We start from the raw sequence: 24,644 nt of genomic DNA on the forward strand, positions 1-24,644 counted from the left end.
GATCGCAGATCTCCGGCCGGGGCTGAGCCGGGGGCTCAGAGCCGGCGGGGGCCGGTGTCCGGCCGGGCGCCCGCCGAGCCGATCCGCACGCCGGCGTGCAGCACCGAGATGCCGTCCGGCCGGGCCAGCACCGGGTTCAACGTCAGCGACCGGATCCGGGGCTGCTCGTCGGCGAGCCGCCCGACCCGCAGCAGCAGGTCGATCAGGGCGGCCCGGTCCACCGGCGCGGCGCCCCGGTGCCCGTGCAGCAGCGGCGCGGCCCGCGGCTCGTCGACCAGCTCGGCGGCGTCCCGGTCGGTCAGCGGCACCGCCCGCCAGGCCCGGTCGCCGAGCAGCTCGGTGGCGACGCCGCCGAGCCCGAAGCCGACCACCGGCCCGAACGCCGGGTCTTCCATCAGCTCCACCACGCACGCCACCCCCGGCGGGACCATCGGCTGGACCAACACGTCCGCGCCGAAGTCCGGCGCCATCTCGGCGTAGGCGCGGCGCAGCGCGACCGGGTCGGCCAGGTCGAGGCGTACGGCGCCGAGGTCGAGCCGGTGCCGCAGGCCGGGGGCGGCGGCCTTGAGCGCCACCGGCCAGCCGAGCCGTTCGGCGGCGGCGACCGCCTCGTCGGCGGAGGCCGCCGACGTCGACCCGACCACGTCGATCCCGTACGCGGCGAGCAGCCCGGCCGGCTCGGCGGCGTCGGTGCGCAGCGCGGCCTGCCCGGCGGCGGGGTCCACCCGGGGCAGGTCGGGCAGCGTGCCCGGGTCCCGGCGCAGCCAGGCGGCGTACCTGGTGACCCGGGCCAGCGCCCGCACCGCCTCCTCCACGCTCGGGTACGCCGGTACCCCGGCCGGCACCCGCCCGGCCAGGAAGGTCGCCACAGTGGGCTTGCCGGCGGCGAGCGCGGTCGGCAGGGCGGCGGTGAAGTCCGCCTCCTCCATGGTGAGCTGGCCGGGCAGCGGCGGGGCGAAGACGGCGACCAGGGCGTCCACGCACCCGTCGGCGGTGGCCTCGGCCAGCGCGGTGGTGAACTCGGCCGCGCCGGCGTGCGGGCCGACGTCACGCGGATACCCGTCGGCGACGGTGAGCCCCTGGGCGGCGCAGGCGGTGGCGGCGAGCCCGGTCAACGCCGAGGAGTTGCCGACCACGCCGACGCGGGGGCCGGCGGGCAGCGGCTGGTGGGCCAGCAGCACGCCGACGTCGAGCAGCTCGGCGACGGTGTCCACCCGGATCACCCCGGACTGGGCGAACAGCGCGCTGACCGCGGCGGCGTCCAGCGCCGGCCCCGTGCCGAGGCCGGCCGGTCGGGCCAGCGAGGCGAGCGCCACCACCGGCTTGTCCCGGCCGATCCGCCGGGCCAGCCGGGCGAACTTGCGCGGGTTACCGAAGGTCTCCAGGTAGAGCAGGATCACGTCGGTGCCCGGGTCGTCCTGCCAGTACTGGAGCAGGTCGTTGCCGGAGACGTCGGCCCGGTTGCCGGCCGACACGAAGCTGGACAGGCCGAGGCCGCGCCGCCGGGCCTCGGCGAGCAGCGCCACCCCGAACACGCCGGACTGGCTGAACAGGCCGACCCGGCCGGGTGCCGGCAGGACGGGGGCGAGGGTGGCGTTGAGGCGTACCTTCTCGTCGGTGTTGGCCACGCCCAGGCAGTTCGGGCCGACCACGCGCATGCCGGCGGCGTGCGCGGCGCGGACCAGCGCGCGCTGCGCCGCCGCGCCGCCCGGCCCGGCCTCGGCGAAGCCGGCGGAGATGACCACCAGGCCGTGCGCGCCGGCGGCGGCGGCGTCCGCGACCACCAGCGGCGCCGCGTCGGTGGCCACCGCCACGACCGCCAGGTCGACGTCGAGACCGGCGTCGGCCGCCGACGGGTACGCGGGCAGCCCGGCCACGGTGGCCGCGCTGGGGTGCACCGGCACGATCGCGCCGGGGTAGCCGCCGTCGCGCAGGTGCCCGAGCACGGCCGCGCCGACGCCCTGGCCGGTGGCGCTGGCGCCGTAGACGGCGATGCCGCGCGGGGCGAGCAGCCGGGCGATCGAGCGGGCCTCGGTGCGGTGCTCCCGGCCGCGCTGCACCTCCAGGGTCGACTCGGTGGGGGCGATCGGGAAACTCAGGTGCACCACGCCGTCGGCGTACTGGCGCTGGACCTGGTAGCCGAAGTCGGAGAAGACCCGCAGCATCGCGCCGTTGGCGGGGAGCACCTCGGCGACGAAGTGCACGATGCCGGCACGCCGGGCCGCGTCGGCCAGGTGCTCCATCAGCACCGAGCCGATCCCCCGGCCCTGGTACGCGTCCTCGACCACGAACGCCACCTCGGCCTCCGGGGCCTCCGGACCCAGCCGCTCGTACCGGCCGACGGCGACGAGCCGGCCGCCGGCGAGCACCACGAACGCCTCCCGGTCGCCGTGGTCGACGTTGACGAAGCGTTGCAGGTCCCGCTCGGGGATGCGCGGGTACGGGGAGAAGTAACGCAGGTAGCGGGTGCGCTCGGAGAAGCGCGAGTGCATCGCCACGATCTCCGGCGCGTCCTGCGGGCGGATCGGACGCAGCTGGACGGTGCTGCCGTCACTGAGCAGCACGTCCACCGGTTGCTCGACAGTGGTCACCGGTCGGTCTCCTCCCCAGGGCACCGGCTCAGTCGCGCGGATCGTACGGGTCGAGCCCGAACAGCGGGAAGACCGCCTTGCGGGTGGCGGCGATCGCCCGGTCCACGGAGGTGGGCTCGCCGGTCGGCTGCCACGGCTCGTACGCCGGGTCGACGTCGTCGGTCATCCGCAGCGGGATGTCCCGGCCGGGCAACCGCTTCGCGGCCAGCTCCCGCCAGGCCGGCGGGGTCAGCGTGGCCGGCGCGATCGGATCGCCGCCGGCGATGGCCAACAGGTGCGTCCACGCCCGGGGCACCACCTCGACCAGCGCGTACCCGCCGCCGCCGGTGGCCACCCAGCGGCCCTCGCAGAGCTCGTCGGCGAGCGCCCGCAGGGCCAGGTAGGTGGCGCGCTGCCCGTCGACGGTGAGGTGCAGGTCGGCCAGCGGGTCGACCCGGTGCCCGTCCGCGCCGCACTGGGTGACCAAGATCTGCGGCCGGAACGCGCGCAGCACCGACGGCACGATCGCGTGGAACGCGCGCTGCCAGCCGGCGTCGTCGATGCCGGGCGGCAGCGGCACGTTGACCGCGCTGCCCTCGGCGCCCGGGCCGCCGGTCTCGTCGGGGAAGCCGGTGCCGGGAAAGAGCGCCAGCGGGGTCTCGTGCAGGCTGACCGTCAGCACCCGCGGGTCGCGGTAGAACATCTCCTGCACGCCGTCGCCGTGGTGCACGTCCACGTCCACGTACGCGACCCGCTCGGCGCCGAGGTCGAGCAGGCGGGCGATGGCCACCGCGGGGTCGTTGTAGACGCAGAAGCCGGCGGCCCGGTCCGGCATGGCATGGTGCAGCCCACCCGCCACGTTCACCGCCCGGCGGGCCTCGCCCCGCCAGACCGCCTCGGCGGCGGCGACGCTGGCCCCGGCGATCAGCGCACTGGACTCGTGCATCCCCTCGAAGACGGGGTTGTCCGAGGTGCCCAGCCCGTACCCGGCGAAGAGCGGGTCGCGGGGCGCGGCCCGGACCGCGGCCAGGTAGTCCGGCTGGTGCACCCGGGTCAGCAGCGCCTCGTCGGCCGGCGCCGGCTTGACCAGCCGCACCCCCGGCCGGTCCAGGACACCCAGCTCACGGGCCAACGCGACGGTCAGCTCGACCCGCACCGGGTCCAGCGGGTGCTCGCCCATGTCGTAGGCGAGCAGCGCCTCGTCCCACACCACCACCGTGTCGTCCGACATGGGGTCATCGTCGCACGAGCGCCGGCGGCCGCCCACCGCACGCGCTGCTCAGGGGCGTGGTGTCTCCCCGGTGGCGACCGGCCGGTCCGGGTCGGCCACCCAGTTGCTCCACGAGCCGACGTAGAGGGCGGCGTCCGGCCGCCCCGCCAGGTGCAGGGCGAGCACCGCCTGCGCGGCGGTCACCCCCGATCCGCAGTACGCCCCGACCGGCGCGCCCCCGGTCACGCCGGCGGCGGCGAACCGCTCGCGCAGCGCCTCGGCGGCCGGGAAGCGCCCCTCGGTGACGTACTCCGGGGCGGGCAGGTTCACCGCGCCCGGCACGTGCCCGGCGACGGGGTCGACCGGCTCGGTCTCGCCCCGGTAGCGGGGCGCGGCCCGGACGTCGAGCAGGACCCCCTCGTCGGCGGCGGCGAGCTGCGCCGCGGCGGCGGTGTCCAGCACCGGCAGGGCGCCGGGGCGGACGGTCACGTCACCCGGGGGCGGGGTGGGCACCTCGGTGGAGGTGGGCAGGCCGGCGGCGAGCCAGGCCGGCCAGCCGCCGTGCAGCAGCCGTACCGGCCGGTGCCCGGCCCAGCGCAGGGTCCACCAGGCGCGGGCGGCGGCCATGCCGTCGCCGCCGTCGTACACCACGACGGGGTGACCGGCGCGGACGCCGGCGGCCCTCAGCGCGGCCTGGAGCGCGGCCGGGTCGGGCAGCGGGTGCCGGCCGGCCGCGCCGGGCGGGCCGCAGAGCGCGGTGTCCAGGTCGACGAAGACCGCGCCGGGCAGGTGACCTGCGGCGTAGTCGTCCCGGCCGGGCGGGCCGACCAGGCGCCAGCGCACGTCGAGCAGGGTGGGCGGGTCGGGCTCGGCGAGCGCGGCGGCGAGCTGCGCGGTCTCGATCAGCGGCGCCTCTGTTCCGGACATGACGACCAGTCAACACCATCGGGGCAGTCACCTCGCGGTTCGCCGCCGGTCGATGGTCGGGCCGCCGGGGTAGCATCGACCACCGGGAGGCCGCAGACGTGAAGCATGACCTGGTCGATACGACCGAGATGTACCTTCGCACCATCCTCGAGCTCGAAGAGGAGGGGGTGCCGCCGCTGCGCGCCCGGATCGCCGAGCGGCTGCGGCAGAGCGGGCCCACGGTCAGCCAGACCGTCGCCCGGATGGAACGTGACGGCCTGCTCACCGTCGAGGGCGACCGGCAGCTGACGCTGACCTCGCTGGGTCGCGGCACCGCCGTCTCCGTGATGCGCAAGCACCGCCTCGCCGAGTTGCTGCTGGTCAACGTCATCGGGATGCCCTACGAGGAGGCCCACGAGGAGGCCTGCCGGTGGGAGCACGTGATGAGCGACGCCGTCGAGAAGCGGGTCTACGACCTGCTCAACCGGCCCACCCGCTCGCCGTACGGCAACCCGATTCCGGGGCTGGAGGCGCTGGGCTCACCGGAGCCCGAGGCCGCCGACAGCGCCGAGGGTGAGCGGAACCTCGCCTTCCCCGGCCTCTCCGGGCCGGTCGTGGTGCGGCGGATCTGCGAGAGCGTGCAGACCGACGCCGACGTGCTGCGCCAACTGCACGCCGCCGGGGTCGACCCGGGCGCCACGGTCACCGTCGCCCAGGAACGGGACGGGGTGTTCATCGACCGCTCGGGCGAGCGGATCCGGCTGCCCCGCGAGGTGGCTTCGCGGGTCTTCGTCGCCGCCCGCTGACCCGCCCCGGGCCTCACATGGCCCGGGTTTCGATCTTCTTGGCCAGGGCGACCAGCTTGCCCGCCACCTCCTCGGCCTCGGCCTTCGCCGCGCCCGGCTTGCAGGTCCAGTGCAGGGTGGCCAGCCGGTCCTCGGTGGCGAGCCAGCCGACCTCGGCGACCGGCCCGTGCTTCGCCGTCTTCGCGAGCGTGCGGCGGTAGGCGACCTGGCCCAGCTTCGACACCTTGGTCGCCCCCTTCGGCAGCACGTCGGCGGTGAAGGTCGACACGTCGATCGAGGTGTCGGTGACCGTCAGGGTCAGCTCGGGCAGCGTGGCGCCGGCGGCGCGTACCACGCAGGTGTGGGTGTCGCCCTTGTCGCTGGCGGCGGCCACGTCGAAGCGGACGCCGGCGTGCTCCTCGATGACCGCGAAGTCCAGCAGCCGGCAGGCGCCGCCCGAGGAGGCGGCGGCCACCTCGACCGTCGGCGGCTCCACCGGGGGCACGGCCACCGGCTCGGGCTCGCCGCCGCAGCCGGCGGTCAGCAGTACGGCCGAGGCGACGAGCCAGATCCGGGTTTGCACGGGGAACCTCCGCGGTCGTCGGCGGCGTGCCCGCCGGATGTCCGTCGGACACCGTACGGGCAACCCGTGCCGGCACGGAAGTCCACCGGCGCGCCCGCCGGGGCGGGTCCCTCGCCGACGCGGCCGCTTCCCGCGGTGGCGGTCGCACTCCGCGACTGCCGGGTCAACGGGGCGTCCGCGGGTCCCGAAGTGGAGATCAGTCCGCCGGCAGGTCGCGCATCCGCCGCAGTGGCGAGAAGACGACGAAGAGCGCCGCGCTCCACGTGCCCAGCGCGCAGACCACCAGCGCCGGCCGCAGCCCCCACTGGCTGCCGAGCGTCCCGCCGAAGAGCGCGCCGAGCGGGACCACCCCGAAGCAGATCCACAGGAACGAGGCGGTGACCCGGCCGAGGAGCTCCGGCGGGGTGACGCGCTGCCGGTAGGACAGGATGGCGACGTTGAACAGCACGGCGTTGGCGGAGAACGCGGCGAGGCCGACGACGTACAGCACCAGCCCCCAGCCGGGCCGGGCCAGCGGCACGAGCAGGTAGAGCGGCCCGGGGGCGGCCATCGCGACCCAGATCACTCGCGCCGAGCCGATCCACCGGGATAGCCGATCGGCCAACGCGCCGGTGACCAGCCCACCGACCGCGCCGAGGGAGAAGACCACGCCGACCACCGCCGGGGCGGCGTGCAGCTCCCGCACCAGGTAGGTGACCTCCAGCGAGCTGGTCGCGATGGCGAAGAAGTTGGACGTGGTGACGCAGGCCAGGATGGAGAGCAGGATGGGCTGCCGGCGGATGAATCCCAGCCCCTCGGTGAGGGCGGCCCGCACCGGCACCCGAGGGCCGGTGGCGGGCCGGGCGGCGGCCGGCGGCCGGATCAGCAGCAGCGTCACCGCGCTGGCCACGAAGGCGAGCGCGGTGCCGAGGAAGGTCCACGCCGCGCCGACGAGCCCGGTCAGCGTCCCGCCGACGGTCGGCCCGACCAGCTGGGCGGTGTCCTGGCTGACGGTGAGCCGGGCGTTGCCCTCGACGAGCCGGTCCGCCGGCACCAGCCGGGGCAGGATGCTCTTGTAGGCCACGGTGAAGAACACCGTCAGCACGCCGGCGAGTCCGACGACGACGTACAGGAAGGGCAGGGTGAGGCGCCCGACCAGGGCGACCACCGGCACCGACAGCAGCAGCGCGGCGCGGCCGAGGTCGCAGGCGACCATCAGCCGCCGCTGGTCGACCCGGTCGGCGAGCAGGCCGGCGGGGAGCGAGAAGAGCAGGTACGGCAGCCAGGCCAGGAAGGTCAGCAGCGAGACCTGGAAGACGCTGGCGTCGAGGGTCTCGGCGGCGAGCAGCGGTACGGCCACCCCGGAGATCCGGGTGCCCACCTCGCTGACCGTCTGACCACCCCAGAGCAGGGCGAAGTCGCGGCTGCGCCAGAGCGGCCGGGAGCCGGGCCGATCGACGGCCTCCAGTTGCTGGGTCACGGATCACACCTGTCGCACGGAAGGACGGGCCGACTCGGCCGCCACCGGGCCGGCGGCTCGGCCGCCCCAACCTAGGCGGCGCCACCGGTCGGGGCACCCGATTAACGCGGGCAGCGTCGACGGTCAGTCGTCGACGTACGGGCAGTGCCGGCAGCCACGGCCACAGCAGGTGCCACGGCGGGCCAGGAAGCCGGCGCTGAGCACGAAGAGCCCGCTGGCCGGGTCGAGGTAGCCGGCCTCACCGGCGGCGAGCGCGGCGGCGTGGGCGGCGAGGATCCGCTCCCGGTCGGGATGCTCCGGCGGCAGCCGCGACAGGTGCGGCTCGGTCAACGGCCGGTCCGCCAACGGTCGCCGTTCTCCACCCACCGGCGCAGTCTACGGAGCCCTCCGTCACCTCCGGCCGCCCGTCACCGTCCGACGTCCGGGACGGGTCAGACGCGCGGGGACGGGGTCTCGGTGAACACCCTGGGTGAGCAGGTCGGTGAACGGGCCGGCCGTTGAAAGAGCAACAAGGGACATGCCCGCCGGCCTGACCGGTCGTGTCACAGGTCTCCGGGATGCTGGACGCCGACAGGAACCGGCCGTCGGAGGACGAGGATGAGGAAGATCGTCGTGCATATGAGCGTGTCGCTGGACGGGTTCTTCGAGGGCCCGGGCGGCGACCTCGGTTGGCATCTGGTCGACGACGAGCTGCACCGGCACTTCAACGCCGAGCTGCGCACCATGGGCGCGTTCCTCAACGGGCGGCGCGCCTACGAGCTGATGGCCGACTTCTGGCCGACCGCCGACCGGGACCCGTCCGGCACGCCGCCGATGGTGGAGTTCGCCGGCATCTGGCGGGACATGCCGAAGATCGTCTACTCGCGGACCCTGGAGCGGGCCGACTGGAACGCCACCGTCGTCCGGGACGTCGTGCCCGACGAGGTCCGGCGACTCAAGGCCGAGCCGGGCGGGGACCTGGCGCTCGGTGGGGCGGACCTCATCGCCACGTTCCTGCGGCACGACCTGATCGACGAGTACCGCACCTATGTCCACCCGGTCGTCCTCGGTGGTGGCCGTCCGCTCTTCCCCGCGTCGGGCGACCGGCATCCGCTGCGCCTGGCCGGGACGCGGGCCTTCGGCAACGGCGTCGTCCTGCTGCGTCACGAGCGCGCCCGGGACTGACGGCGGCCCGACAACACCGGGCCGCCCCGGCCGGGAGGTGGTTTCGCGGCGGGCGTAAGGACGTTGGCTTTCCGGACGGCCCGGCCTATGGTTGCCACATGCATCTGGCCGGGCAGCAGGAGAACGCCGTCGTCGCGACGGCGGCACCCGCTGCTGTCCGCCGGCGTGACCTGCGGGTGGCCGTGGCGACCCGGGTGGTGCGAGTCGCCGCCGCGCCGTCGCGCGCCGGCTCGGTCGCCCCCGGACTGCCGAGCCCCGCCGGACGTAGCCCTCCGTGGCCCGTACACACCTCGTGAACGGCCACCAGGGCGAAGCTTTCACAGCTTCGGCCCTTTTTCTTTTTCCGGAGGAGCTACGCCATGACCACGCACACTCAGCGGAGCGAGCAGGACTGGCTCGACAAGCTGCGATCGACGCTGACGTCCGATTTCGAGATGCAGACCGCCAGGCTGACGCAACTGACCGCGGACACCGGCGACCCGGGCGAGGCACACACCCGGGGCGCGCTGATCGCCACCACCCGGCAGAGCCTGGAGCACATCACCGGGGCGCTGCGGCGCATCGCCGAGGGCCGCTACGGGATCTGCGAGCGGTGCGCCGCGCCGATCCCCCGGGAACGCCTGGAGGTGCTGCCGCACGCCCGCTTCTGCGTGCCCTGCCAGCAGAAGCAGCCCCGCTGACGTACGCCGGTCCGGCGGCCCGGCCGGTCGTACGCCTTGCTCGCCGGCGGACCGGGACCAGAAACAGCGAAACGGGCTGGCGGTCGGGGTCCTGCGACCCTGACCGCCAGCCCGATGCGGTTGGCCATCCGCCGACCCCGACCGGTCGGCGGCGGGAAACGGGTCGCCTACCCGGCGACCGCCGGCGAGGCTGGCCGGATGGGCTACCGACTGTGCGAGACCGACCCGCCGGACGCCGTACGCCGGCTCACCCTCGTCCCGTTCCTGCCCGACGGCTCCTGCGCGGCCGTACCCGACGGGCGGGGTGACCCCCGGCTGCCCGGCGGTCCGGTGCGGCCCGGCGAGCACTGGCTGCTCGACGCGGCCCGGCGGATCCCCCTCGAAACGGCTGGATTCAAGGCCCAGCGGGTGCACCCGTTCGCGGTCGACGGCGACCACCTGTACGCCTGGCTGGACGGCGACCGGTACGCGGGCCGCAAGCCGCATGCCCGGGTCGCCCTGCTCACCGCATCGGCCGATGTCCTCGCCGAACGGCTGGACGCCGCCGGTCGCCCCGGGCAGGCCCGCGCGGTCCGGGACGGCGTCCGGTCGCTGCGCGGCCAGGACGATGCCAGCTGGTACGCCGACGCGGTCCGCCTACTGGAGCCGGCCTACCTGCGCGGCGACACCCCGCAGGCCGGGTCGGGCTTCGGTGGGGACACCGCCGAGTGGCGGGCCGTCCGCGAGATGATCGTGGACGGGGTACGCGGCGACGGCAGCTTCCTCGACCTGGGCTGCGCCAACGGGCTGCTGATGGAGTCCGTGGTCGCCTGGGCGGCCGAGCGCGGCCACCGGCTGGATCCGTACGGGGTGGACCTGGCGCCCGGGCTGGTCGCGCTGGCCCGGCGGCGGCTGCCGCACTGGGCCGACCGGATCGAGGTGGGCAACGCCGTCGACTGGCGGCCGGCCGACGATCGCCGGTTCGACCACGTGCACGTGCTGCTCGACCTGGTGCCGCCGGCCCGCCGGGGCGACCTGGTCCGGCACGCGCGGGAGCTGGTGACGCCGGGCGGCCGGCTGCTGGTCAGCCACTACCAGGCAGCCGGCGGCACCGACCTCAGCGCGGCGGAGCACCTGCGCCGGCTGGGCTTCCGGGTGGAAGGGTCGAGCGCGGCGGCCGTCGACGGCCGGAGCGGCAGCACGGCCTGGCTGGACGGCTGAGTCAGGCGCCGGCGAACCAGACCATCGCCTGCCCGTGCGACCGGGTCCAGGCGAGCGGCCTCCCGTCGAGCGCGAGCACGTTGTGCCGCACCTCGTCGGGCGGCTCCGGCAGCGCGTCGTACGGCAGCACGTCCGCGGCCTCGTTCGCGATCCAGTGTCCGGGTAGCTCGCGCACCACCGTGGCGAACGCCTCCCGGCGTGGCGCGGGCACCTGGTACAGCACGGAGGTGTGGAACACCACCAGCGTCGCGCCGGCCGGCGCCCGCGCGGCCAGCGCCGGCAGGTCGTCCACCAGATCGCCCCGCACGAGCAGCGGCGGGTCGGCCGCCGCGATGTCGGCGGCGGCCCGGAGCCGGGCACGGCGATGCGCGTGCTCGGGCCAGATGAGGGCGTCCAGCCAGGCGACGTCGGCCGGGTCGGTCACGTCCAGCGGGTTCAGGTCCAGACCGGCCCGCCACACCACCTCGGGCCGGCGGGACGGCGGCGCCACCCCGCCGACCTCGCACTCCAGGACCGGTTCGCCGGCACCGACGAGGTGGTCGCCGTAGCGGTAGGCGTACCGGTCGGGGTAGAGGCAGAGCCCGGCGGACGCGCCCACCTCCAGCAACGCGAGCGGCTGCGGCAGCGCGGCGAGCACCGGCAGCAGTACGGCGCACCGCCCGGCCTCGTTCGTCTGGGTGGCACGGGCGCCCATCTCCGCCGCCACCGCCGGCCAGTTCGCCACCGTGAAGTCGTGGAACGCGTCCGGGTCGTCGACGGGGCCGCCGAGCCACCGTACGACGCCGAACAGCAGGTTCGGTTGGCGCTTGGCCGGCGGGAGGGTGCCGAGCAGCGCGCGCACCTCGTCGTCGCGGGCGACCGCGAGAGCCAGCCGCTCGTAGGTGGACGACACGCCTCGCGCCTCGCGGACGGCGAACTCCGTGTAGGTCTCAGCGATCGTCATGCCCCGATGGTGGCAGCCGCGCTCGCCCACCGCCGTCCGGTCGCACCACCCGGACCAGGCTCACCGGATCCACCCCAGGAACCGCCGGTGCAGCAGACCGGCCGGCACCCAGGTCAGGTCCTCGGCGGCCCACACCAGGTAGGACCCCATGTACAACCCCAGCGACACCGACGCGCCGTCGAACTCGGCGCGCAACTCGCTGCGCCTGGTCTCACAGGGCCAGGGCCCACCGCAACCGCCGCAACTCCAGACCGGCAGGACCGGGCCGTGGGTCGTCACGGCAGGCCGTCCAGGAAGCGCCGGGTAGCGACGCGAGCATGCCAGCGGGCGGCCCATTCCGCCTGATAGCAGGGGTACGGAGCCAGCCGCGCCCACCACCACCGGCAGCCGACGCACAGGCCGTCGACGCCGGGCAGGTGCACCGCCAGGATCTGCCCGACCTGGTGCTCGGTCATCGGTGCTCCTCCCCCGGCCAGTGGCCGCGACGGATCGGGATGCGGTGCCGGGCGCGGCACGGCAGGTCCGAGCCGCACCGGCAGACCCGGCGCCAGCGCCGCCACGACCACACCGGACGGTGCCGACGGGCGAGGGTCAGCGCGACCGCCAGCAGGTAGTCGTCGTACGACACGCGCCTCCGCACTCGGCCCTCCCAGCCATCCGGTCCACTACAAGCCGCCTCGGATAGGTTGTCAATCTGTAAGTGACGATTGTACAGTACGAGACGCGCCTACCTTCAGGCCGTGAGGCGACCGCGCTTATACGGACCCGGCGAGTTGGCCGCTCTGTTCGGCGTTTCGCGTCAGCGGGTTCTACAGATCACCCGCAGGCCCGGCTTTCCCGAGCCCGTCGCCCGCCTGATCGGGATGACGGTCTGGGACGCCGACGAGGTGGACGAGTGGGCACGCCACAACCGCCCACCCCGGCCGACCGAGGGCGACGAAGATCGCTGACCGGACCTAATTCGTCCCGATGATCGTCAACAGCACGAGGGATACGGCCGCGCCTTGACAACCTGAAGAACTAGGAATAGCCCAGGGTCGAGCATCTCGGCGAACGTGCATCGTTCTACCGAAACGTTGCTCTCTCATTCAATTTCTGAATCGACTTACAGATACGCAAAGGTGGGGAGCCCCGGAGAGGCTCCTCGGCTATGGCCGCCGATCACCGCAACTCGACCTCGATCTGATCCTCGGCGAACCATTGAAGAATCTGATCAAAGCCGGTGTGCGAGGCCGACTTTCCGGAACCGGCCGCTGCAGTCAGGTGGGTACGGGCCACCCCGGCGTCATGCCAGACCAGACGGAACGGCCACTCGGTGCCCCACCCTCCCGTCACACAATCGTGGAGCGCATCGCCGTTCCAGCCGAAGTAGCCGCCGGGACCGTTGATGGCCTCGCCGATGGCGCAGTAAAAGCCTTCGATGTCAGTGACGTTGCGTCCGTCGAGGTGGTAGATGCTGCCGGTCGGCTTGTCGGGCACATCGGCCCGATGGTGAGCCAATGCGGCTCCGGACCAGTGATGTCGAAGCTCCCGGCCGTAGCTCGCCCACAGGCCAGGTTCGGGCGGGCCACCCGCGTGCCATAGATCCCAGATCCGCCGTGCACCGCTCGGCATCGACTCGGCGATCGCGGTGTCGAGGGTGACATCGAGGAGGTCAGCGGACAGGGCGGACGCCGGTCACTGATGCTCGAAGGTGGGAACCGATCACGCGGTTGACCACGCCGTTCTGGTCCACGCTGTAGACGGAAGCGTTGATCCAGCGGCGATGTAGAGCACCACCGGGGTTGCCCGCCCCCTTGGCCAGCGCGTCCAAAGCACGGCGCAGCGGCGGGTGGGGCAGGCAGCCGAGGAGCGTCGTCCCGCGCACTGTAGGCGGCGAATCGACGAACAGCCCCTCGATATCGGCGCACACGGCGATCGCGGAGTCCGGTTCTCCCATGGTGTATTCATCGACCAGCAGCCAGCGAAGCGGCACGGGCTCGTCCCAACGCCATCGCAAGTCCTGCGGGCTCTTCTCATCATCGGCCACGTGGATCCCTTGCCAGCATGAGCGAGGCCGAGCCGATGTCCAGTGGGTTGATGCCGGCATCAAGATGGATGTGGGCGCCCCTCGGTGCCCGCGCGTCCGACAACGCGAGGCACATCCGGGCGAGATCACGAAGACCGGCAGCATCGCCGAAGATTTCGACTGCGCCATCGACGATCTCGACGGTGACCGAGCCGCCTTCGGCGGGAGCGACAACGCCGACCGCCGGATCGTACGGTGGGACCGAAAGTGAGAGCTCGTTCATGGCCTGAGTGTGCCGCATCGCGATGAGATCGCTCCTCCCGCCAGGTTTCCCGCATTGTCGGGACCCGTAGATCGACTCGTTCGTCGATAAGGCGGCCGGCTACTTCGGGTCGTCGGTCTGCCAGGGGTGGAGAAACTGCTCGGGTCGAAGGTTCCAGGTTCGGAGGACGGCGGCGAGTTCCACCTCCCCTGTGACGGTTGCGGTGCGCACGAGTACCGCGCCGATGTCGTAGTCGAAGCCATCCAGCTGGTTGGCGTCGTACTCCCAATGCTCCAGCTTGAAACTGCGATCACGGTCGGGTCGGACCCAGCCCTCCCGGCTAGCGTCATGATCGGCATCAGTGGAAACAGGGCGAATGTCGACGAAGCACCTTCTGCTCGGCCCGGACGGAGTCACCTCGGTAACCAGCCGGCGGCCGAGACGCAGAGCGGTCAGCTTGTCGGTCTGCCACTGCGACGGATCCTCCGCGTGGATCATTCGCCATCCTTCGCCGGATCGGGAAGAGGCCTGAGGTGGCGGACCTTCTCCTGCTTCTCGCGGGCGATCGCCTCGAACTCCGGACGTAGTCGTTCGTGCAGGTCGCGGGCGTAGGCGAGTGCGGCATTGCGCTCACGGCTGGCGGCCTTGAGTTCGCGTAACGCCCTTGCCGCGGAGGTCATCGGGGTTCTGGGCGGCCCGGCGCCGAGCATCCGCTCGAGCAGTTCGTGATCGACGGGACGCGGCAGGACGACATTCACCGACACGTCTACCCCTCCCCCGGCTCACCCGTACGCCCAACAACAAGATGCCTCCCACCCGAACTCGGGTGGGAGGCATCTGTTGTAGAGCTTCACCAGGGACGATGTCAACCAGTGATTCCTCTTAGGAGTTACTCACGGGAGACATACATGAACTTCCCGGTTCAGCTGCAGCCGCTGGTGGAGCCGCAGCCCTCGCAGACGTAGCAGCTGCCGGCTGGCCGCATCTTGGTGCCGCAGGTGAAGCAGAGCGGCGCGTCGGCGGCCTTGCCGATCACGGCCTCCAGCAGCTCGGTGGAGGATCCCACCGAGGGCGCCGGCTTGGCGGCGGCGACGTCCGCCATCTCCTGCGCCGGCTGGGCCACCGCCGACTTCGGCTCCGTCGGGGCCTCGACCGGGGCCGAGGACGCCATCGCGGTGAGTTCCGCGCCGCTGACCGACGCGCTCTCCGCCTCCGCCTCGGCCCGCAGCTGGGCGGCCCGCTCCTGGGCGGTGAAGATGCCCAGCTCAGCGCGGCGCTCGTACGGCAGGAAGTCCAGGGCCAGGCGACGGAAGATGTAGTCCATCACCGAGGCGGCCATCCGCACGTCCGGGTCGTCGGTCATGCCGGCCGGCTCGAAGCGCATGTTGGTGAACTTGCTGACGAACGTCTCCAGCGGCACGCCGTACTGGAGACCGATCGAGATGGCCACCGAGAAGGCGTCCATCACGCCGGCCAGGGTCGAGCCCTGCTTCGACATCTTGAGGAAGACCTCACCGAGGCCGTCGTCCGGGTAGGACGACGCGGTGAGGTAGCCCTCGGCCCCGCCCACCGAGAAGGAGACCGTCTCCGACGGACGCTTCTTCGGCAGCCGCTTGCGCACCGGCCGGTACTCGACGACCCTCTCGACGGTCTTCTCGACCGCCACCGGTGCCTCCGCCACCGCCTTGTTCGGCTTGGCGACCGACAGCGGCTGGCCGACCTTGCAGTTGTCCCGGTAGATGGCCAGGGCCTTGAGGCCGAGCTTCCAGCCCTCGAAGTAGATCTTCTCGACGTCCTCGACGGTGGCCTGCTCCGGCATGTTGACCGTCTTGGAGATGGCGCCGGAGATGAACGGCTGGACCGCCGCCATCATCCGCACGTGGCCCATCGGGGCGATGGAGCGCTCGCCCATCGCGCAGTCGAAGACCGGGTAGTGCTCCGGCTTGAGACCGGGGGCGTCCACCACGTGGCCGTGGTCGGCGATGTGCTCGACGATCGCCTCGACCTGCTCCTCGGGGTACCCGATGCTGCGCAGGGCGCGCGGCACGGTCTGGTTGACGATCTGCATCGAGCCGCCGCCGACCAGCTTCTTGAACTTGACCAGCGCCAAATCGGGCTCAACGCCCGTAGTGTCACAATCCATCATCAAACCGATGGTTCCGGTCGGCGCGAGTACTGCGGCCTGCGAGTTCCGCCAGCCGTTCTTGTCACCGACCTTGTTGCCCTCGGTCCACTGCTTGGTGGCCTCGCGCTGGATCGCGGTGGCGACCGTGCCGGCCGGCTTGATCGCGTCGTTGGCGGCGGCGTGCTTGCGCATGACCCGCTTGTGCGGCTCGGCGTTGCGGGCGTAGCCGTCGTACGCGCCGACGATGCCGGCCAGCTCAGCCGAGCGGCGGTACGCCGTGCCGGTCATCAGCGAGGTGATCGCCGCAGCGACCGAGCGCCCCTGCTCCGAGTCGTACGGCAGACCTGACGCCATCAGCAGTGCGCCCAGGTTGGCGTAGCCGATGCCGAGCTGCCGGTAGGCGCGGGTGGTCTCCCCGATCTTCTCGGTCGGGAAGTCGGCGAAGCAGATCGAGATGTCCATCGCGGTGATGACGAACTCGACCGAGCGGACGAACTTCTCCACCTCGAAGCCGCCGTCGGTGCGGAGGAACTTCATCAGGTTCAGCGAGGCCAGGTTGCACGAGGAGTTGTCCAGGTGCAGGTACTCCGAGCACGGGTTCGACGCGGTGATCCGCCCGGTCTCCGGGCAGGTGTGCCAGTCATTGATGGTGTCGTCGTACTGCAGGCCCGGGTCGGCGCACTCCCAGGCGGCGTGGGAGATGGTCCGGAACAGCTTCTTCGCATCGATCGTCTCGATGGTCTGCCCGTCGAGCCGGCCGCGCAGGTCGAAGCCGCCGCCGTTCTCCACCGCGGTCATGAACTCGTCGGAGACCCGGACCGAGTTGTTGGCGTTCTGGTACTGCACGCTGACGATGTCGGCGCCGCCCAGGTCCATGTCGAAGCCGGCGTCCCGCAGCGCGCGGATCTTGTCCTCCTCGCGCGCCTTGGTGACCACGAACTCCTCGATGTCCGGGTGGTCCACGTCGAGGATGACCATCTTGGCCGCGCGCCGGGTGGCGCCGCCGGACTTTATGGTCCCGGCGGAGGCGTCGGCGCCGCGCATGAAGCTGACCGGGCCGGAGGCGGTGCCACCGGAGGAGAGCAGCTCGCGGGAGGAGCGGATCCGGGACAGGTTGACCCCGGAGCCGGAGCCGCCCTTGAAGATCAGCCCTTCCTCTTTGTACCAATCCAGGATGGAATCCATCGAATCATCCACAGATAGGATGAAACACGCTGATACCTGCGCGGGCGACGGCGTACCCACGTTGAACCAGACCGGCGAGTTGAAGCTGAACACCTGGTGCAGCAGCATCCAGGTCAGTTCGTGGGCGAAGATCTCGGCGTCGGCGGGGGCGGCGAAGTAGCCGTGCTCCTCACCGGCCTTGCGGTAGGTGGTGACCACCCGGTCGATCAGCTGCTTGAGCGACCACTCGCGCTCCGGGGTCCCCACCGCGCCCCGGAAGTACTTGGTGGTCACGATGTTGGCCGCGTTGACGCTCCAGGACTCGGGGAACTCCACCCCGCGCTGCTCAAAGTTGATCGAGCCGTCCCGCCAGTTCGTCATCACGACGTCGCGGCGCTCCCACGCCACCTCGTCGTAGGGGTGCACGCCCTCGGTCGTCCAGACCCGCTGGACCTTGAGCCCCGACACCGCGCCGGCCTTCGTCCGCGACCGACTGGTTGTCACGCCGTCCCCCGCCATCTCATCCGCCCCCTCGTCTGCGCGGTCACCCACCGCGCGTCGTCATCTGTCAGAAACTCGAAAAATCAACTGGTCCGGCCGGCGGCCTCGACCGCGCCGGCGCGGGCACGCGCGGCGGCCCGCAGCGTCTCGATCTCGCGCTCGAAGTCGGCGAGCGAGTCGAAGGACCGGTAGACGCTGGCGAAGCGGAGGTAGGCCACCTCGTCCAGGTCCCGCAGCGGGCCCAGGATCGCCAACCCCACCTCGTGACTCGGAAGCTCGGCGGCCCCCTTCGCCCGCACGGTCTCCTCGACCTTCTGCGCCAGCAGCGCGATCGAGTCCTCGTCGACCGGCCGGCCCTGGCACGCCTTGCGCACCCCGCCGATGATCTTCGTCCGGCTGAACGGCTCGGTCACCCCGCTGCGCTTGACCACCGCGAGCACGGCCTCCTCGACCGTGGTGAACCGCTTGCCGCACTCCGGGCAGGAGCGGCGGCGACGGATGAGCTGCCCATCGTCGGCCTCCCGCGAGTCGACCACCCGGGAGTCGGCGTGTCGGCAGTACGGACACCGCATAGCCTGACCTCCTTGATCGACCGTGGGTTGCCCGCCGATCGCCCTCCGGGCACGCGTCGACCCGGCGGGGCCACCGTCGGTGGCCGTCGCCGTCGTCGACGGTACGGGAGTGCGGTCGGTAGTCGAACCCAACCTGTAGGCGACTTACGCCCATGTGACTACTACATCTAGGGGTCGACCGTATGCCGCCGACCGAGCGCGGTCAAGTTGGCCGGCGTGTCCGGCGCGTCACCCGGAAAACCCCCTTGGACGCCGACCGCCGACATCCCCAACGGCGCGGCCCGCGGGAGGTTACCGCCCGTCCGGCCAAGACGCGAGAAACGGACGGCCATCACGAAAGCTCCGCCGGCGTCGAACAGGAGTTCGACCACGACGTACCATTTACCAGAACGGGCGTTCGAATTTCCAGGAACACCGCGCCGACACGCCGATGGCAGGTCGTACAGATGTTTGAAAATGACCGATCCCACCTATACGGTCATGAACGACCGGGCGCGTCGCACGACGTCGGGCCCGACCCCGCCACACCCACGCACGCACCACGAGCCGCCAAGGCACCCAGCGCCGACCAGGGAGGACGGACGTGACCGAGGACCGGGCCAGCCGGCAGAAGAACCCGCAGCAGATCGCCGAGGCGGGTCCGCCGGCCACTCGGCGCCCCCGCCCCGCCCGCAACCGGACGGGGCAGCCGGCTGTGCGCCCGGTCACCCCGGTCGTCAGCAGCTTCCCCGACCCGACGACGGTCGACCTCACCGCCCGGCAGCGCCGGATCCTGGAGTTCATCCGCAGCTGGGTCGAGCGGCAGGGCTACCCGCCGAGCGTGCGTGAGATCGGCGAGGCGGTCGGCCTGGTCTCCCCGTCGAGCGTCGCCTACCAGCTCAAGGAGCTGGAGAAGAAGGGCTTCCTGCGCCGCGACCCCAACCGGCCGCGCGCGGTGGATGTCCGGGCCCCCAACGACGTCGTCGACGACGAGCTGAGCCGATCCCAGCGACCCACCCCGGCGTACGTGCCGATGCTGGGCCGGATCGCCGCCGGTGGGCCGATCCTGGCCGAGCAGGCGGTGGAGGACATCTTCCCTCTCCCCCGCGAGCTGGTCGGCGAGGGCGAGGTCTTCATGCTCCAGGTCAAGGGCGACTCGATGCTCGACGCGGCGATCTGCGACGGCGACTGGGTGGTGGTCCGGCAGCAGCCGACCGCCGATTCCGGCGAGATCGTGGCCGCCATGCTCGACGGCGAGGCGACCGTCAAGACCTACCGGCGGCGGGACGGGCACGTCTGGCTGATGCCGCAGAACCCGGCCTTCGACCCGATCCCCGGCGACGACGCCACCATCATGGGCCGGGTCGTCGCGGTGCTGCGCCGCATCTGACCCCACGCACACGACGGGTGGCCACCCCCTGGGGCGGCCACCCGTCGTCGTGTCGGGCCGCTGCGGTGACGTGGCCAGCCGGTCACGTCACGGAAAGCGGCGCTGTCTCAGTAGCGTTCGCCCCGGCCGGGTGGCTGCCCGTACCCGTACTGGCCGCCGCGCCGGTCGTCGTATCCGTCGTCGTGGCGCGGACCGGAGCGCGGATCGCGGGGGTGCCGCGGGGGTTCCGCCCGACCGCCACCGCCGTAGGCGCCGCCACCACGCGGGTCGCCACCGCCACGCGGGCCGCCGCCGCTCGGCGCGCCACCCGGACCGCCGCCGCGCGGGCCGCCGCCGCCGGGCGGGCCACCCGGGCCGCCGCCACGCGGGCCGCCGCCCTGGGGGGCGCCAGCCGGGCCGCCACCGTAGACGCCGCCGCCCGCCGGCCGACCACCGCCGTAGACGCCGCCACCGGGGCGACCGCCACCCGGACCGGCGGGACGCCCTCCCGCGGGCGCGCCGGGTCCGTCGGGACGACCACCACCGGGGGCCGAGCCGGGGCGCCCACCGCCGTAGACGGCACCGCCCGCGGGTGCCCGACCCGGGGCGCCACCGGCTGCCGCCGGGCCGCCGTAGACGCCGACACCGGCGGGAGCACCGCCGTAGACGCCACCGCGGGGAGCGTCCCCGCCGGCGTCGCCCGGACCCCGGTCGATCGCTCCGGAGGAGAACGGATCGTCGCCGTCACGGCCGTCCCGGCTGTCGTCGGCCGAGGCGGGCCGACGCCGGGACCGCAGGATGCCGAAGATGCCCGCGCCGACGAGGAGCAGGCCGAGCACGCCGACCGCCGCGATCAGGTAGGTGATCTGGTCCAGGCTGATCGTGTCGAACCAGGACTTCTCGGCCACCGGCTTGTTGGCGCCGGCGCCGCCGGCGAGCGCCTCCGCCCCGGTGGTCGACGGGGTGTACGCGAGGATGTCGATCGGGTCGTCGGCGTTGAGGGTGCCGGCGTCGGAGACGGTGAGGAAGGTCTTCCCGTCGGGGCTGTAGGAGATCGCCTCGCCGAACGGGTCGGCCAGCGGGGTCACCCGTGGCTTGACCGTGGTCAGCGCCGCCACGATGTCGTCGCCGGTCACGTCGTACTCGAAGGCGTCCGCGTAGGTGCGCAGCACAACCTTCGAGCCGTCGGGCGAGCGGGCCGCCCCGGTGATCGCCACCCGGCCGAAGATGTTCATCGGGTTGTCGGTGGTCGTCTCCGGGAGCGCGATCTCGCCGACCTTCTTCATCGGCACCGGCTCGGTGTCGCCGCTGGGCAGCTTCCCCGTCGGGGTGTAGATCTCCGCCTTGCCGCTGGGCACCTTGGTGATCACCAGCGGCAGGTTGTCGGCGCCGACGAGCAGCGCCTCGGCGTCGTGCGGCTTCTTCTCCGGGTACGACAACCGGCGCAGCACCGGCTGCTTGCCGCCGCCGATCGGCATGGTCCACACCGCGATCCGGCTGCGCCGGTCCTTGCCCGGGTTGTCGCCGATGTCGGCGATCCAGAGCGTCTTGCCGTCCGGCGAGACGGCCAGGTCCTCGGTGTCGAAGGGGCCGTCGCCGGTGTAGCGGACCTCCCGATCGATCCGGCACTTCGTGTCGAGGTAGAAGACCCGCTTGTGGCTGTCCTTCAGCGAGCTGTCGTTGACCACGATGTAGCCGGTCTTCGTCGCCACCAGCCCGGACAGCTCGCGAAGCCGCGGGTCCTCGACGGTGCAGCGCTTCTTCGGGGCGGGAGCGGAGGTCGCCGGTGCCGCCGCAGCGGCACCGGCGGAGGCCACGATCGCCCCGAGCAGGCCGAGGGCAACCGTGACCGAGGAAACAGCGCGGCGCATTGCGCCAGTGTCGCATGCCGCGGTGAACGGGCGTGTCACGCCGGGAGCCGCTACCGCGCCCCGGCGACCGCCTCCGCCGCGGTGAACGGCGCCAGCTCGGCGGCGAGTGCCACGCCGACGCGTACGTGCAGCAGGGTGCCCTCCGGCAGGTGGGAGGTGCTCAGCACCTCACCCTGGCGGTGCACCCGGGCCACCAGGTCACCCCGGTCGTACGGCAGCACCACGCGGGCCTCCACCGCCGGGCGGGGCAGCCGCTCCTCGACGGTCTGTCGCAGCCCGTCGATACCGCGCCCGCTGTGCGCGGAGACGAAGACCGCGTCCGGCCAGAGCCGCTTGAGCCGCAGCAGCGTGTCCTCGTCGGCCGCGTCGGTCTTGTTGACCACCAGCAGCTCGGGCAGCCGGTCGGCGCCGACCTCGGCGAGCACCTCGCGGACCGCGCGGACCTGCTCCTCCGGATCGGGGTGGGTGCCGTCGACGACGTGCACCACCAGGTCGGCCTCGGCGACCTCCTCGAGGGTCGAGCGGAACGCCTCGACGATCTGGTGCGGCAGGTGCCGGACGAAACCGACGGTGTCGGAGAGGGTGTAGAGCCGGCCGTCGGAGGTGGTGGCCTTGCGGGTGGTCGGGTCCAGGGTCGCGAAGAGCGCGTTCTCCACCAGCACCCCGGCGCCGGTCAGCCGATTGAGCAGGCTGGACTTGCCGGCGTTGGTGTAGCCGGCGATCGCCACCGCGGGAACGGCGTTGCGGGAACGGCGGGCGCGCTTGGTCTGGCGTACCGTCCGCATGCCCTTGATCTCCCGGCGCAGCCGGGCGATCCGGTGGCGAATCCGCCGCCGGTCGGTCTCCAGCTTGGTCTCACCGGGACCGCGCAGACCCACGCCGCCGCCGGCGCCGCCGCCGCGACCGGAACCACCGGTCTGCCGGGACAGCGTCTCACCCCAACCACGCAGGCGCGGCAGCAGGTATTCGAGCTGGGCCAGCTCGACCTGCGCCTTACCTTCCTTGCTCTTGGCGTGCTGGGCGAAGATGTCGAGGATCAGCGCGGTCCGGTCGACGACCTTGACCTTGGTGCGCTGCTCCAGGTTGCGCAGCTGGGACGGCGACAGCTCACCGTCGCAGATGACGGTGTCGGCGCCGGTGGAGAGGACCACCGCGCCGAGGTCGTCGACCTTGCCCCGGCCGACGTAGGTGGCCGGGTCCGGGCGGGTACGCCGCTGGATCAGCCCTTCGAGGACCTGCGACCCGGCCGTCTCGGCCAGCGCCGCCAGTTCGGTGAGCGAGTTCTCGGCGTCGCTCTGCGTGCCCTCGGTCCAGACACCCACCAGGACGACCCGCTCCAGCCGCAGCTGGCGGTACTCGACCTCGGTGATGTCGGTGAGCTCGGTGGAGAGGCCGGGGACCCGCCGCAGCGCCTGCCGCTCCGACAGCTCGTACTCGCCGGTGGTGGCGTCGAGCTGATCGTCTGAGAAGGGTACGAAGGTCTCCTGGTCTAGCAAGCTGTCTCTCCTGTCCGTTCTGTGCATGTACCGAGCAATCCTGACACGTGTCAACGCCGAACGCACCTGCTATATGCCCGCCGGGAAAAGCCGCAAAAACCGGGGGCGGATGCCGGGCGGCGTCGGCGGGCGGGTAGAAATGCCTGGCGAGCCGCTCAGCGTCGACGGAGGGACCCCGTGGCAATCACCCGACTACCGAGTGCCGGATTCTCGATCACGATCCGGATCGCGGTACCTGCGGACGCCTCCTCGATCGGGCGCCTGACCACCGCGGTCGGTGAGGCCGGCGCGATCGTGACCGCCCTCGACGTGGTCGACTCCGACCCGACCAGCGTCATCGTCGACCTCACCTGTGACACCGCCGACGCCAGCCACGCCGACCAGGTGGTCGACGCGCTGACCGCGCTCGACGGCGTGGACGTGCGCAAGGTCTCCGACCGCACCTTCCTGCTGCACCTCGGCGGCAAGATCGAGGTCAGCTCGAAGGTGGCGCTGCGCACCCGCGACGAGCTGTCCCGGGCGTACACCCCGGGCGTGGCCCGGGTCTGCATGGCGATCGCGGAGAACCCGGCGGACGCCCGCCGGCTGACCATCAAGCGCAACACCGTCGCGGTGGTCAGTGACGGCTCGGCCGTGCTGGGCCTGGGCAACCTCGGACCGGCGGCGTCGCTGCCGGTGATGGAGGGCAAGGCGGCGCTGTTCAAGCGCTTCGGCGGGGTGGACGCCTGGCCGGTGGTGCTGGACACCCAGGACACCGACGAGATCGTGTCGATCGTCAAGGCGATCGCGCCCGCGTACGGCGGGATCAACCTGGAGGACATCGCCGCGCCGCGCTGCTTCGAGATCGAGGCCCGGCTGCGCGAGGCGCTGGACATCCCGGTCTTCCACGACGACCAGCACGGCACCGCGATCTGCGTGCTGGCCGCGCTGACCAACGCGCTGCGGGTCGTGGGCAAGCAGCTCGCGGACGTCCGGGTGGTCGTCTCCGGGGCCGGCGCGGCCGGCACCGCGATCATGAAGCTGCTGCTGCGCCAGGGTGTGGGCGACATCATCGCGTACGACCGGCAGGGCGCCCTGCACCGCGGCCTGACCGGGCTCAACCCGGCCTGGCAGTGGCTGGCGGAGAACACCAACAAGGAGAACTACTCCGGCGACCTGCCCGGGGCGGTACGCGGCGCGGACGTCTTCATCGGGGTGAGCGCGCCGAACCTGCTCACCGGCGACGACATCGCCACCATGGCGAAGGGCGCGATCGTCTTCGCGCTGGCCAACCCGGACCCGGAGGTCGACCCACGGGAGGCGCGCAAGCACGCCGCGGTGGTCGCCACCGGCCGTTCGGACCAGCCGAACCAGATCAACAACGTGCTCGCCTTCCCGGGTGTGTTCCGCGGCATGCTCGACGCGCACGCCGAGGAGTTCACCGAGGAGATGGCGATCGCCGCGGCCCGGGCGATCGCGGACGTGGTCGGCGAGGACAAGATCAACCCGACGGTGATCGTGCCGAGCGTCTTCGACTCCCGGGTCGCCCCGGCGGTCGCCGCCGCCGTACGCGCCGCCGCCACCGCCCCCACCCCGCCCCCGGCGGCCGACCCCGGCCCGACGGACCTCCCCGAGATCGCCGCGAACGCCTCCGCCACCCCCTGACCCCGTTCCGGGTGCGTTCTGGTCGCTCTCGCGACCGGAACGCACCCCCCCCCCCCCCCCCCCCACCCCCCCCGGGCTAAAGGACTTTTTGGGGGGGGTTGTTCCCCCGGAACCCCCCCGACATCAAGAGAAAAAGGGGGGGGCCCCCCGGGG

At 72.7% G+C, this 24,644-nt stretch carries 27 protein-coding genes; 8 read left to right on the top strand and 19 right to left on the bottom strand.

Annotation, left to right across the window (positions count from 1 at the left end; translation table 11 throughout):
* Window positions 1-35: 35 nt before the first annotated feature.
* From AB0I41_RS16465 to AB0I41_RS16475, 3 genes are read right to left on the bottom strand one after another with little or no spacing between them, the layout of a single operon-like run.
* Window positions 36-2,591, bottom strand: coding sequence for a GNAT family N-acetyltransferase (locus AB0I41_RS16465; protein WP_357107609.1), 2,556 nt, complete (start codon window positions 2,589-2,591; stop codon window positions 36-38).
* Window positions 2,592-2,619: 28 nt separating this feature from the next.
* Entirely contained in the window at window positions 2,620-3,801 is a 1,182-nt protein-coding gene (locus AB0I41_RS16470) for an acetoin utilization protein AcuC (RefSeq protein ID WP_357107612.1), read from the bottom strand.
* 48 nt (window positions 3,802-3,849) lie between these two features.
* Window positions 3,850-4,707: a sulfurtransferase gene (locus AB0I41_RS16475; protein ID WP_357107615.1), complete on the bottom strand. Its 858-nt coding sequence runs from the start codon at window positions 4,705-4,707 to the stop codon at window positions 3,850-3,852.
* 98 nt (window positions 4,708-4,805) lie between these two features.
* On the opposite strand from AB0I41_RS16475, the gene AB0I41_RS16480 reads away from it, so the two are divergent.
* Window positions 4,806-5,492 (top strand): metal-dependent transcriptional regulator, encoded by a 687-nt coding sequence (locus AB0I41_RS16480; RefSeq protein WP_357107617.1) that lies wholly within the window; start codon window positions 4,806-4,808, stop codon window positions 5,490-5,492.
* Window positions 5,493-5,505: 13 nt separating this feature from the next.
* Here AB0I41_RS16480 and AB0I41_RS16485 read toward each other — a convergent pair whose 3' ends face one another.
* The 3 genes from AB0I41_RS16485 to AB0I41_RS16495 form a co-directional block, all read right to left on the bottom strand.
* Window positions 5,506-6,054, bottom strand: coding sequence for a hypothetical protein (locus tag AB0I41_RS16485; protein WP_357107619.1), 549 nt, complete (start codon window positions 6,052-6,054; stop codon window positions 5,506-5,508).
* A gap of 196 nt (window positions 6,055-6,250) precedes the next feature.
* Complete coding sequence (locus AB0I41_RS16490) at window positions 6,251-7,513, bottom strand: MFS transporter (RefSeq protein ID WP_357107621.1); 1,263 nt, start codon at window positions 7,511-7,513, stop codon at window positions 6,251-6,253.
* 123 nt (window positions 7,514-7,636) lie between these two features.
* Entirely contained in the window at window positions 7,637-7,879 is a 243-nt protein-coding gene (locus tag AB0I41_RS16495) for a DUF5522 domain-containing protein (RefSeq protein ID WP_357107624.1), read from the bottom strand.
* A 231-nt stretch (window positions 7,880-8,110) separates the two neighbouring features.
* Between AB0I41_RS16495 and AB0I41_RS16500 the strand changes: the two genes are divergently transcribed.
* The 4 genes from AB0I41_RS16500 (at window position 8,111) to AB0I41_RS16515 (ending at window position 10,557) form a co-directional block, all read left to right on the top strand.
* Window positions 8,111-8,677 (top strand): dihydrofolate reductase family protein, encoded by a 567-nt coding sequence (locus AB0I41_RS16500; protein ID WP_357107627.1) that lies wholly within the window; start codon window positions 8,111-8,113, stop codon window positions 8,675-8,677.
* A 98-nt stretch (window positions 8,678-8,775) separates the two neighbouring features.
* Window positions 8,776-8,973, top strand: a complete 198-nt coding sequence (locus tag AB0I41_RS16505) for a hypothetical protein (RefSeq protein WP_357107630.1) — start codon at window positions 8,776-8,778, stop codon at window positions 8,971-8,973.
* Window positions 8,974-9,036: 63 nt separating this feature from the next.
* Complete coding sequence (locus tag AB0I41_RS16510; protein WP_357107632.1) at window positions 9,037-9,357, top strand: TraR/DksA C4-type zinc finger protein; 321 nt, start codon at window positions 9,037-9,039, stop codon at window positions 9,355-9,357.
* A gap of 114 nt (window positions 9,358-9,471) precedes the next feature.
* Window positions 9,472-10,557: a class I SAM-dependent methyltransferase gene (locus AB0I41_RS16515; protein WP_357107634.1), complete on the top strand. Its 1,086-nt coding sequence runs from the start codon at window positions 9,472-9,474 to the stop codon at window positions 10,555-10,557.
* A gap of 1 nt (window position 10,558) precedes the next feature.
* On the opposite strand, the gene AB0I41_RS16520 is transcribed toward AB0I41_RS16515, so the two are convergent.
* From AB0I41_RS16520 to AB0I41_RS16535, 4 genes are read right to left on the bottom strand one after another with little or no spacing between them, the layout of a single operon-like run.
* The gene (locus AB0I41_RS16520; RefSeq protein WP_357107636.1) at window positions 10,559-11,500 is read right to left on the bottom strand and encodes a DUF2332 domain-containing protein; all 942 of its coding nucleotides are present in this window, start codon (window positions 11,498-11,500) and stop codon (window positions 10,559-10,561) included.
* Between the two features lie 60 nt (window positions 11,501-11,560).
* Window positions 11,561-11,779 (bottom strand): hypothetical protein, encoded by a 219-nt coding sequence (locus AB0I41_RS16525; protein WP_357107639.1) that lies wholly within the window; start codon window positions 11,777-11,779, stop codon window positions 11,561-11,563.
* The gene (locus tag AB0I41_RS16530; protein WP_357107642.1) at window positions 11,776-11,955 is read right to left on the bottom strand and encodes a hypothetical protein; all 180 of its coding nucleotides are present in this window, start codon (window positions 11,953-11,955) and stop codon (window positions 11,776-11,778) included. The genes AB0I41_RS16525 and AB0I41_RS16530 overlap by 4 nt, the downstream gene beginning before the upstream one ends.
* Window positions 11,952-12,140, bottom strand: coding sequence for a hypothetical protein (locus AB0I41_RS16535; RefSeq protein WP_357107644.1), 189 nt, complete (start codon window positions 12,138-12,140; stop codon window positions 11,952-11,954). Before AB0I41_RS16535 ends, AB0I41_RS16530 begins: the two co-directional genes overlap by 4 nt.
* Before the next feature lie 133 nt (window positions 12,141-12,273).
* On the opposite strand from AB0I41_RS16535, the gene AB0I41_RS16540 reads away from it, so the two are divergent.
* The gene (locus AB0I41_RS16540; protein WP_357107647.1) at window positions 12,274-12,450 is read left to right on the top strand and encodes a DNA-binding protein; all 177 of its coding nucleotides are present in this window, start codon (window positions 12,274-12,276) and stop codon (window positions 12,448-12,450) included.
* A gap of 211 nt (window positions 12,451-12,661) precedes the next feature.
* Here the strand turns inward: AB0I41_RS16540 and AB0I41_RS16545 are convergent, their stop codons facing one another.
* From AB0I41_RS16545 to nrdR, 7 genes are all read right to left on the bottom strand, one after another.
* Window positions 12,662-12,979, bottom strand: a complete 318-nt coding sequence (locus AB0I41_RS16545; protein WP_357107650.1) for a barstar family protein — start codon at window positions 12,977-12,979, stop codon at window positions 12,662-12,664.
* A gap of 175 nt (window positions 12,980-13,154) precedes the next feature.
* A complete protein-coding gene (locus tag AB0I41_RS16550) occupies window positions 13,155-13,529 on the bottom strand; it encodes a hypothetical protein (RefSeq protein WP_357107651.1) in 375 nt (124 codons plus the stop codon).
* On the bottom strand, window positions 13,519-13,791 hold the full coding sequence (locus AB0I41_RS16555) for a hypothetical protein (RefSeq protein WP_357107654.1): 273 nt from the start codon (window positions 13,789-13,791) through the stop codon (window positions 13,519-13,521). Before AB0I41_RS16555 ends, AB0I41_RS16550 begins: the two co-directional genes overlap by 11 nt.
* Window positions 13,792-13,890: 99 nt before the next feature.
* Window positions 13,891-14,268, bottom strand: a complete 378-nt coding sequence (locus tag AB0I41_RS16560; RefSeq protein ID WP_357107657.1) for a hypothetical protein — start codon at window positions 14,266-14,268, stop codon at window positions 13,891-13,893.
* Window positions 14,265-14,534 (bottom strand): hypothetical protein, encoded by a 270-nt coding sequence (locus AB0I41_RS16565; RefSeq protein ID WP_357107659.1) that lies wholly within the window; start codon window positions 14,532-14,534, stop codon window positions 14,265-14,267. The genes AB0I41_RS16560 and AB0I41_RS16565 overlap by 4 nt, the downstream gene beginning before the upstream one ends.
* Window positions 14,535-14,692: 158 nt before the next feature.
* The gene (locus AB0I41_RS16570; RefSeq protein ID WP_357107697.1) at window positions 14,693-17,578 is read right to left on the bottom strand and encodes a vitamin B12-dependent ribonucleotide reductase; all 2,886 of its coding nucleotides are present in this window, start codon (window positions 17,576-17,578) and stop codon (window positions 14,693-14,695) included.
* A gap of 65 nt (window positions 17,579-17,643) precedes the next feature.
* The gene (nrdR, locus tag AB0I41_RS16575; RefSeq protein WP_357107661.1) at window positions 17,644-18,132 is read right to left on the bottom strand and encodes a transcriptional regulator NrdR; all 489 of its coding nucleotides are present in this window, start codon (window positions 18,130-18,132) and stop codon (window positions 17,644-17,646) included.
* Window positions 18,133-18,715: 583 nt separating this feature from the next.
* Between nrdR and lexA the strand changes: the two genes are divergently transcribed.
* A complete protein-coding gene (lexA, locus tag AB0I41_RS16580; RefSeq protein ID WP_357107664.1) occupies window positions 18,716-19,501 on the top strand; it encodes a transcriptional repressor LexA in 786 nt (261 codons plus the stop codon).
* A gap of 107 nt (window positions 19,502-19,608) precedes the next feature.
* Here the strand turns inward: lexA and AB0I41_RS16585 are convergent, their stop codons facing one another.
* Entirely contained in the window at window positions 19,609-21,351 is a 1,743-nt protein-coding gene (locus AB0I41_RS16585) for a hypothetical protein (protein WP_357107667.1), read from the bottom strand.
* A gap of 50 nt (window positions 21,352-21,401) precedes the next feature.
* Window positions 21,402-22,847, bottom strand: coding sequence for a GTPase HflX (gene hflX / locus AB0I41_RS16590; RefSeq protein ID WP_357107670.1), 1,446 nt, complete (start codon window positions 22,845-22,847; stop codon window positions 21,402-21,404).
* 177 nt (window positions 22,848-23,024) lie between these two features.
* Here hflX and AB0I41_RS16595 point away from each other — a divergent pair, with 177 nt between their 5' ends.
* The gene (locus tag AB0I41_RS16595; RefSeq protein WP_357107672.1) at window positions 23,025-24,491 is read left to right on the top strand and encodes an NAD-dependent malic enzyme; all 1,467 of its coding nucleotides are present in this window, start codon (window positions 23,025-23,027) and stop codon (window positions 24,489-24,491) included.
* Window positions 24,492-24,644: the final 153 nt, after the last annotated feature.

This window comes from Micromonospora sp. NPDC050200, from assembly GCF_040656135.1.
Classification (GTDB): Bacteria; Actinomycetota; Actinomycetes; order Mycobacteriales; family Micromonosporaceae; genus Micromonospora.

Coding starts and splice junctions, on each gene's coding strand:
- AB0I41_RS16520 (WP_357107636.1), bottom strand. CDS start 11,500: ATGACGATCGCTGAGACCTACACGGAGTTCGCCGTCCGCGAGGCGCGA.
- AB0I41_RS16475 (WP_357107615.1), bottom strand. CDS start 4,707: ATGTCCGGAACAGAGGCGCCGCTGATCGAGACCGCGCAGCTCGCCGCC.
- nrdR (WP_357107661.1), bottom strand. CDS start 18,132: ATGCGGTGTCCGTACTGCCGACACGCCGACTCCCGGGTGGTCGACTCG.
- AB0I41_RS16585 (WP_357107667.1), bottom strand. CDS start 21,351: ATGCGCCGCGCTGTTTCCTCGGTCACGGTTGCCCTCGGCCTGCTCGGG.
- AB0I41_RS16570 (WP_357107697.1), bottom strand. CDS start 17,578: ATGGCGGGGGACGGCGTGACAACCAGTCGGTCGCGGACGAAGGCCGGC.
- AB0I41_RS16510 (WP_357107632.1), top strand. CDS start 9,037: ATGACCACGCACACTCAGCGGAGCGAGCAGGACTGGCTCGACAAGCTG.
- AB0I41_RS16500 (WP_357107627.1), top strand. CDS start 8,111: ATGAGGAAGATCGTCGTGCATATGAGCGTGTCGCTGGACGGGTTCTTC.
- AB0I41_RS16515 (WP_357107634.1), top strand. CDS start 9,472: ATGCGGTTGGCCATCCGCCGACCCCGACCGGTCGGCGGCGGGAAACGG.
- AB0I41_RS16470 (WP_357107612.1), bottom strand. CDS start 3,801: ATGTCGGACGACACGGTGGTGGTGTGGGACGAGGCGCTGCTCGCCTAC.
- AB0I41_RS16530 (WP_357107642.1), bottom strand. CDS start 11,955: ATGACCGAGCACCAGGTCGGGCAGATCCTGGCGGTGCACCTGCCCGGC.
- AB0I41_RS16505 (WP_357107630.1), top strand. CDS start 8,776: ATGCATCTGGCCGGGCAGCAGGAGAACGCCGTCGTCGCGACGGCGGCA.
- AB0I41_RS16555 (WP_357107654.1), bottom strand. CDS start 13,791: ATGAACGAGCTCTCACTTTCGGTCCCACCGTACGATCCGGCGGTCGGC.
- AB0I41_RS16560 (WP_357107657.1), bottom strand. CDS start 14,268: ATGATCCACGCGGAGGATCCGTCGCAGTGGCAGACCGACAAGCTGACC.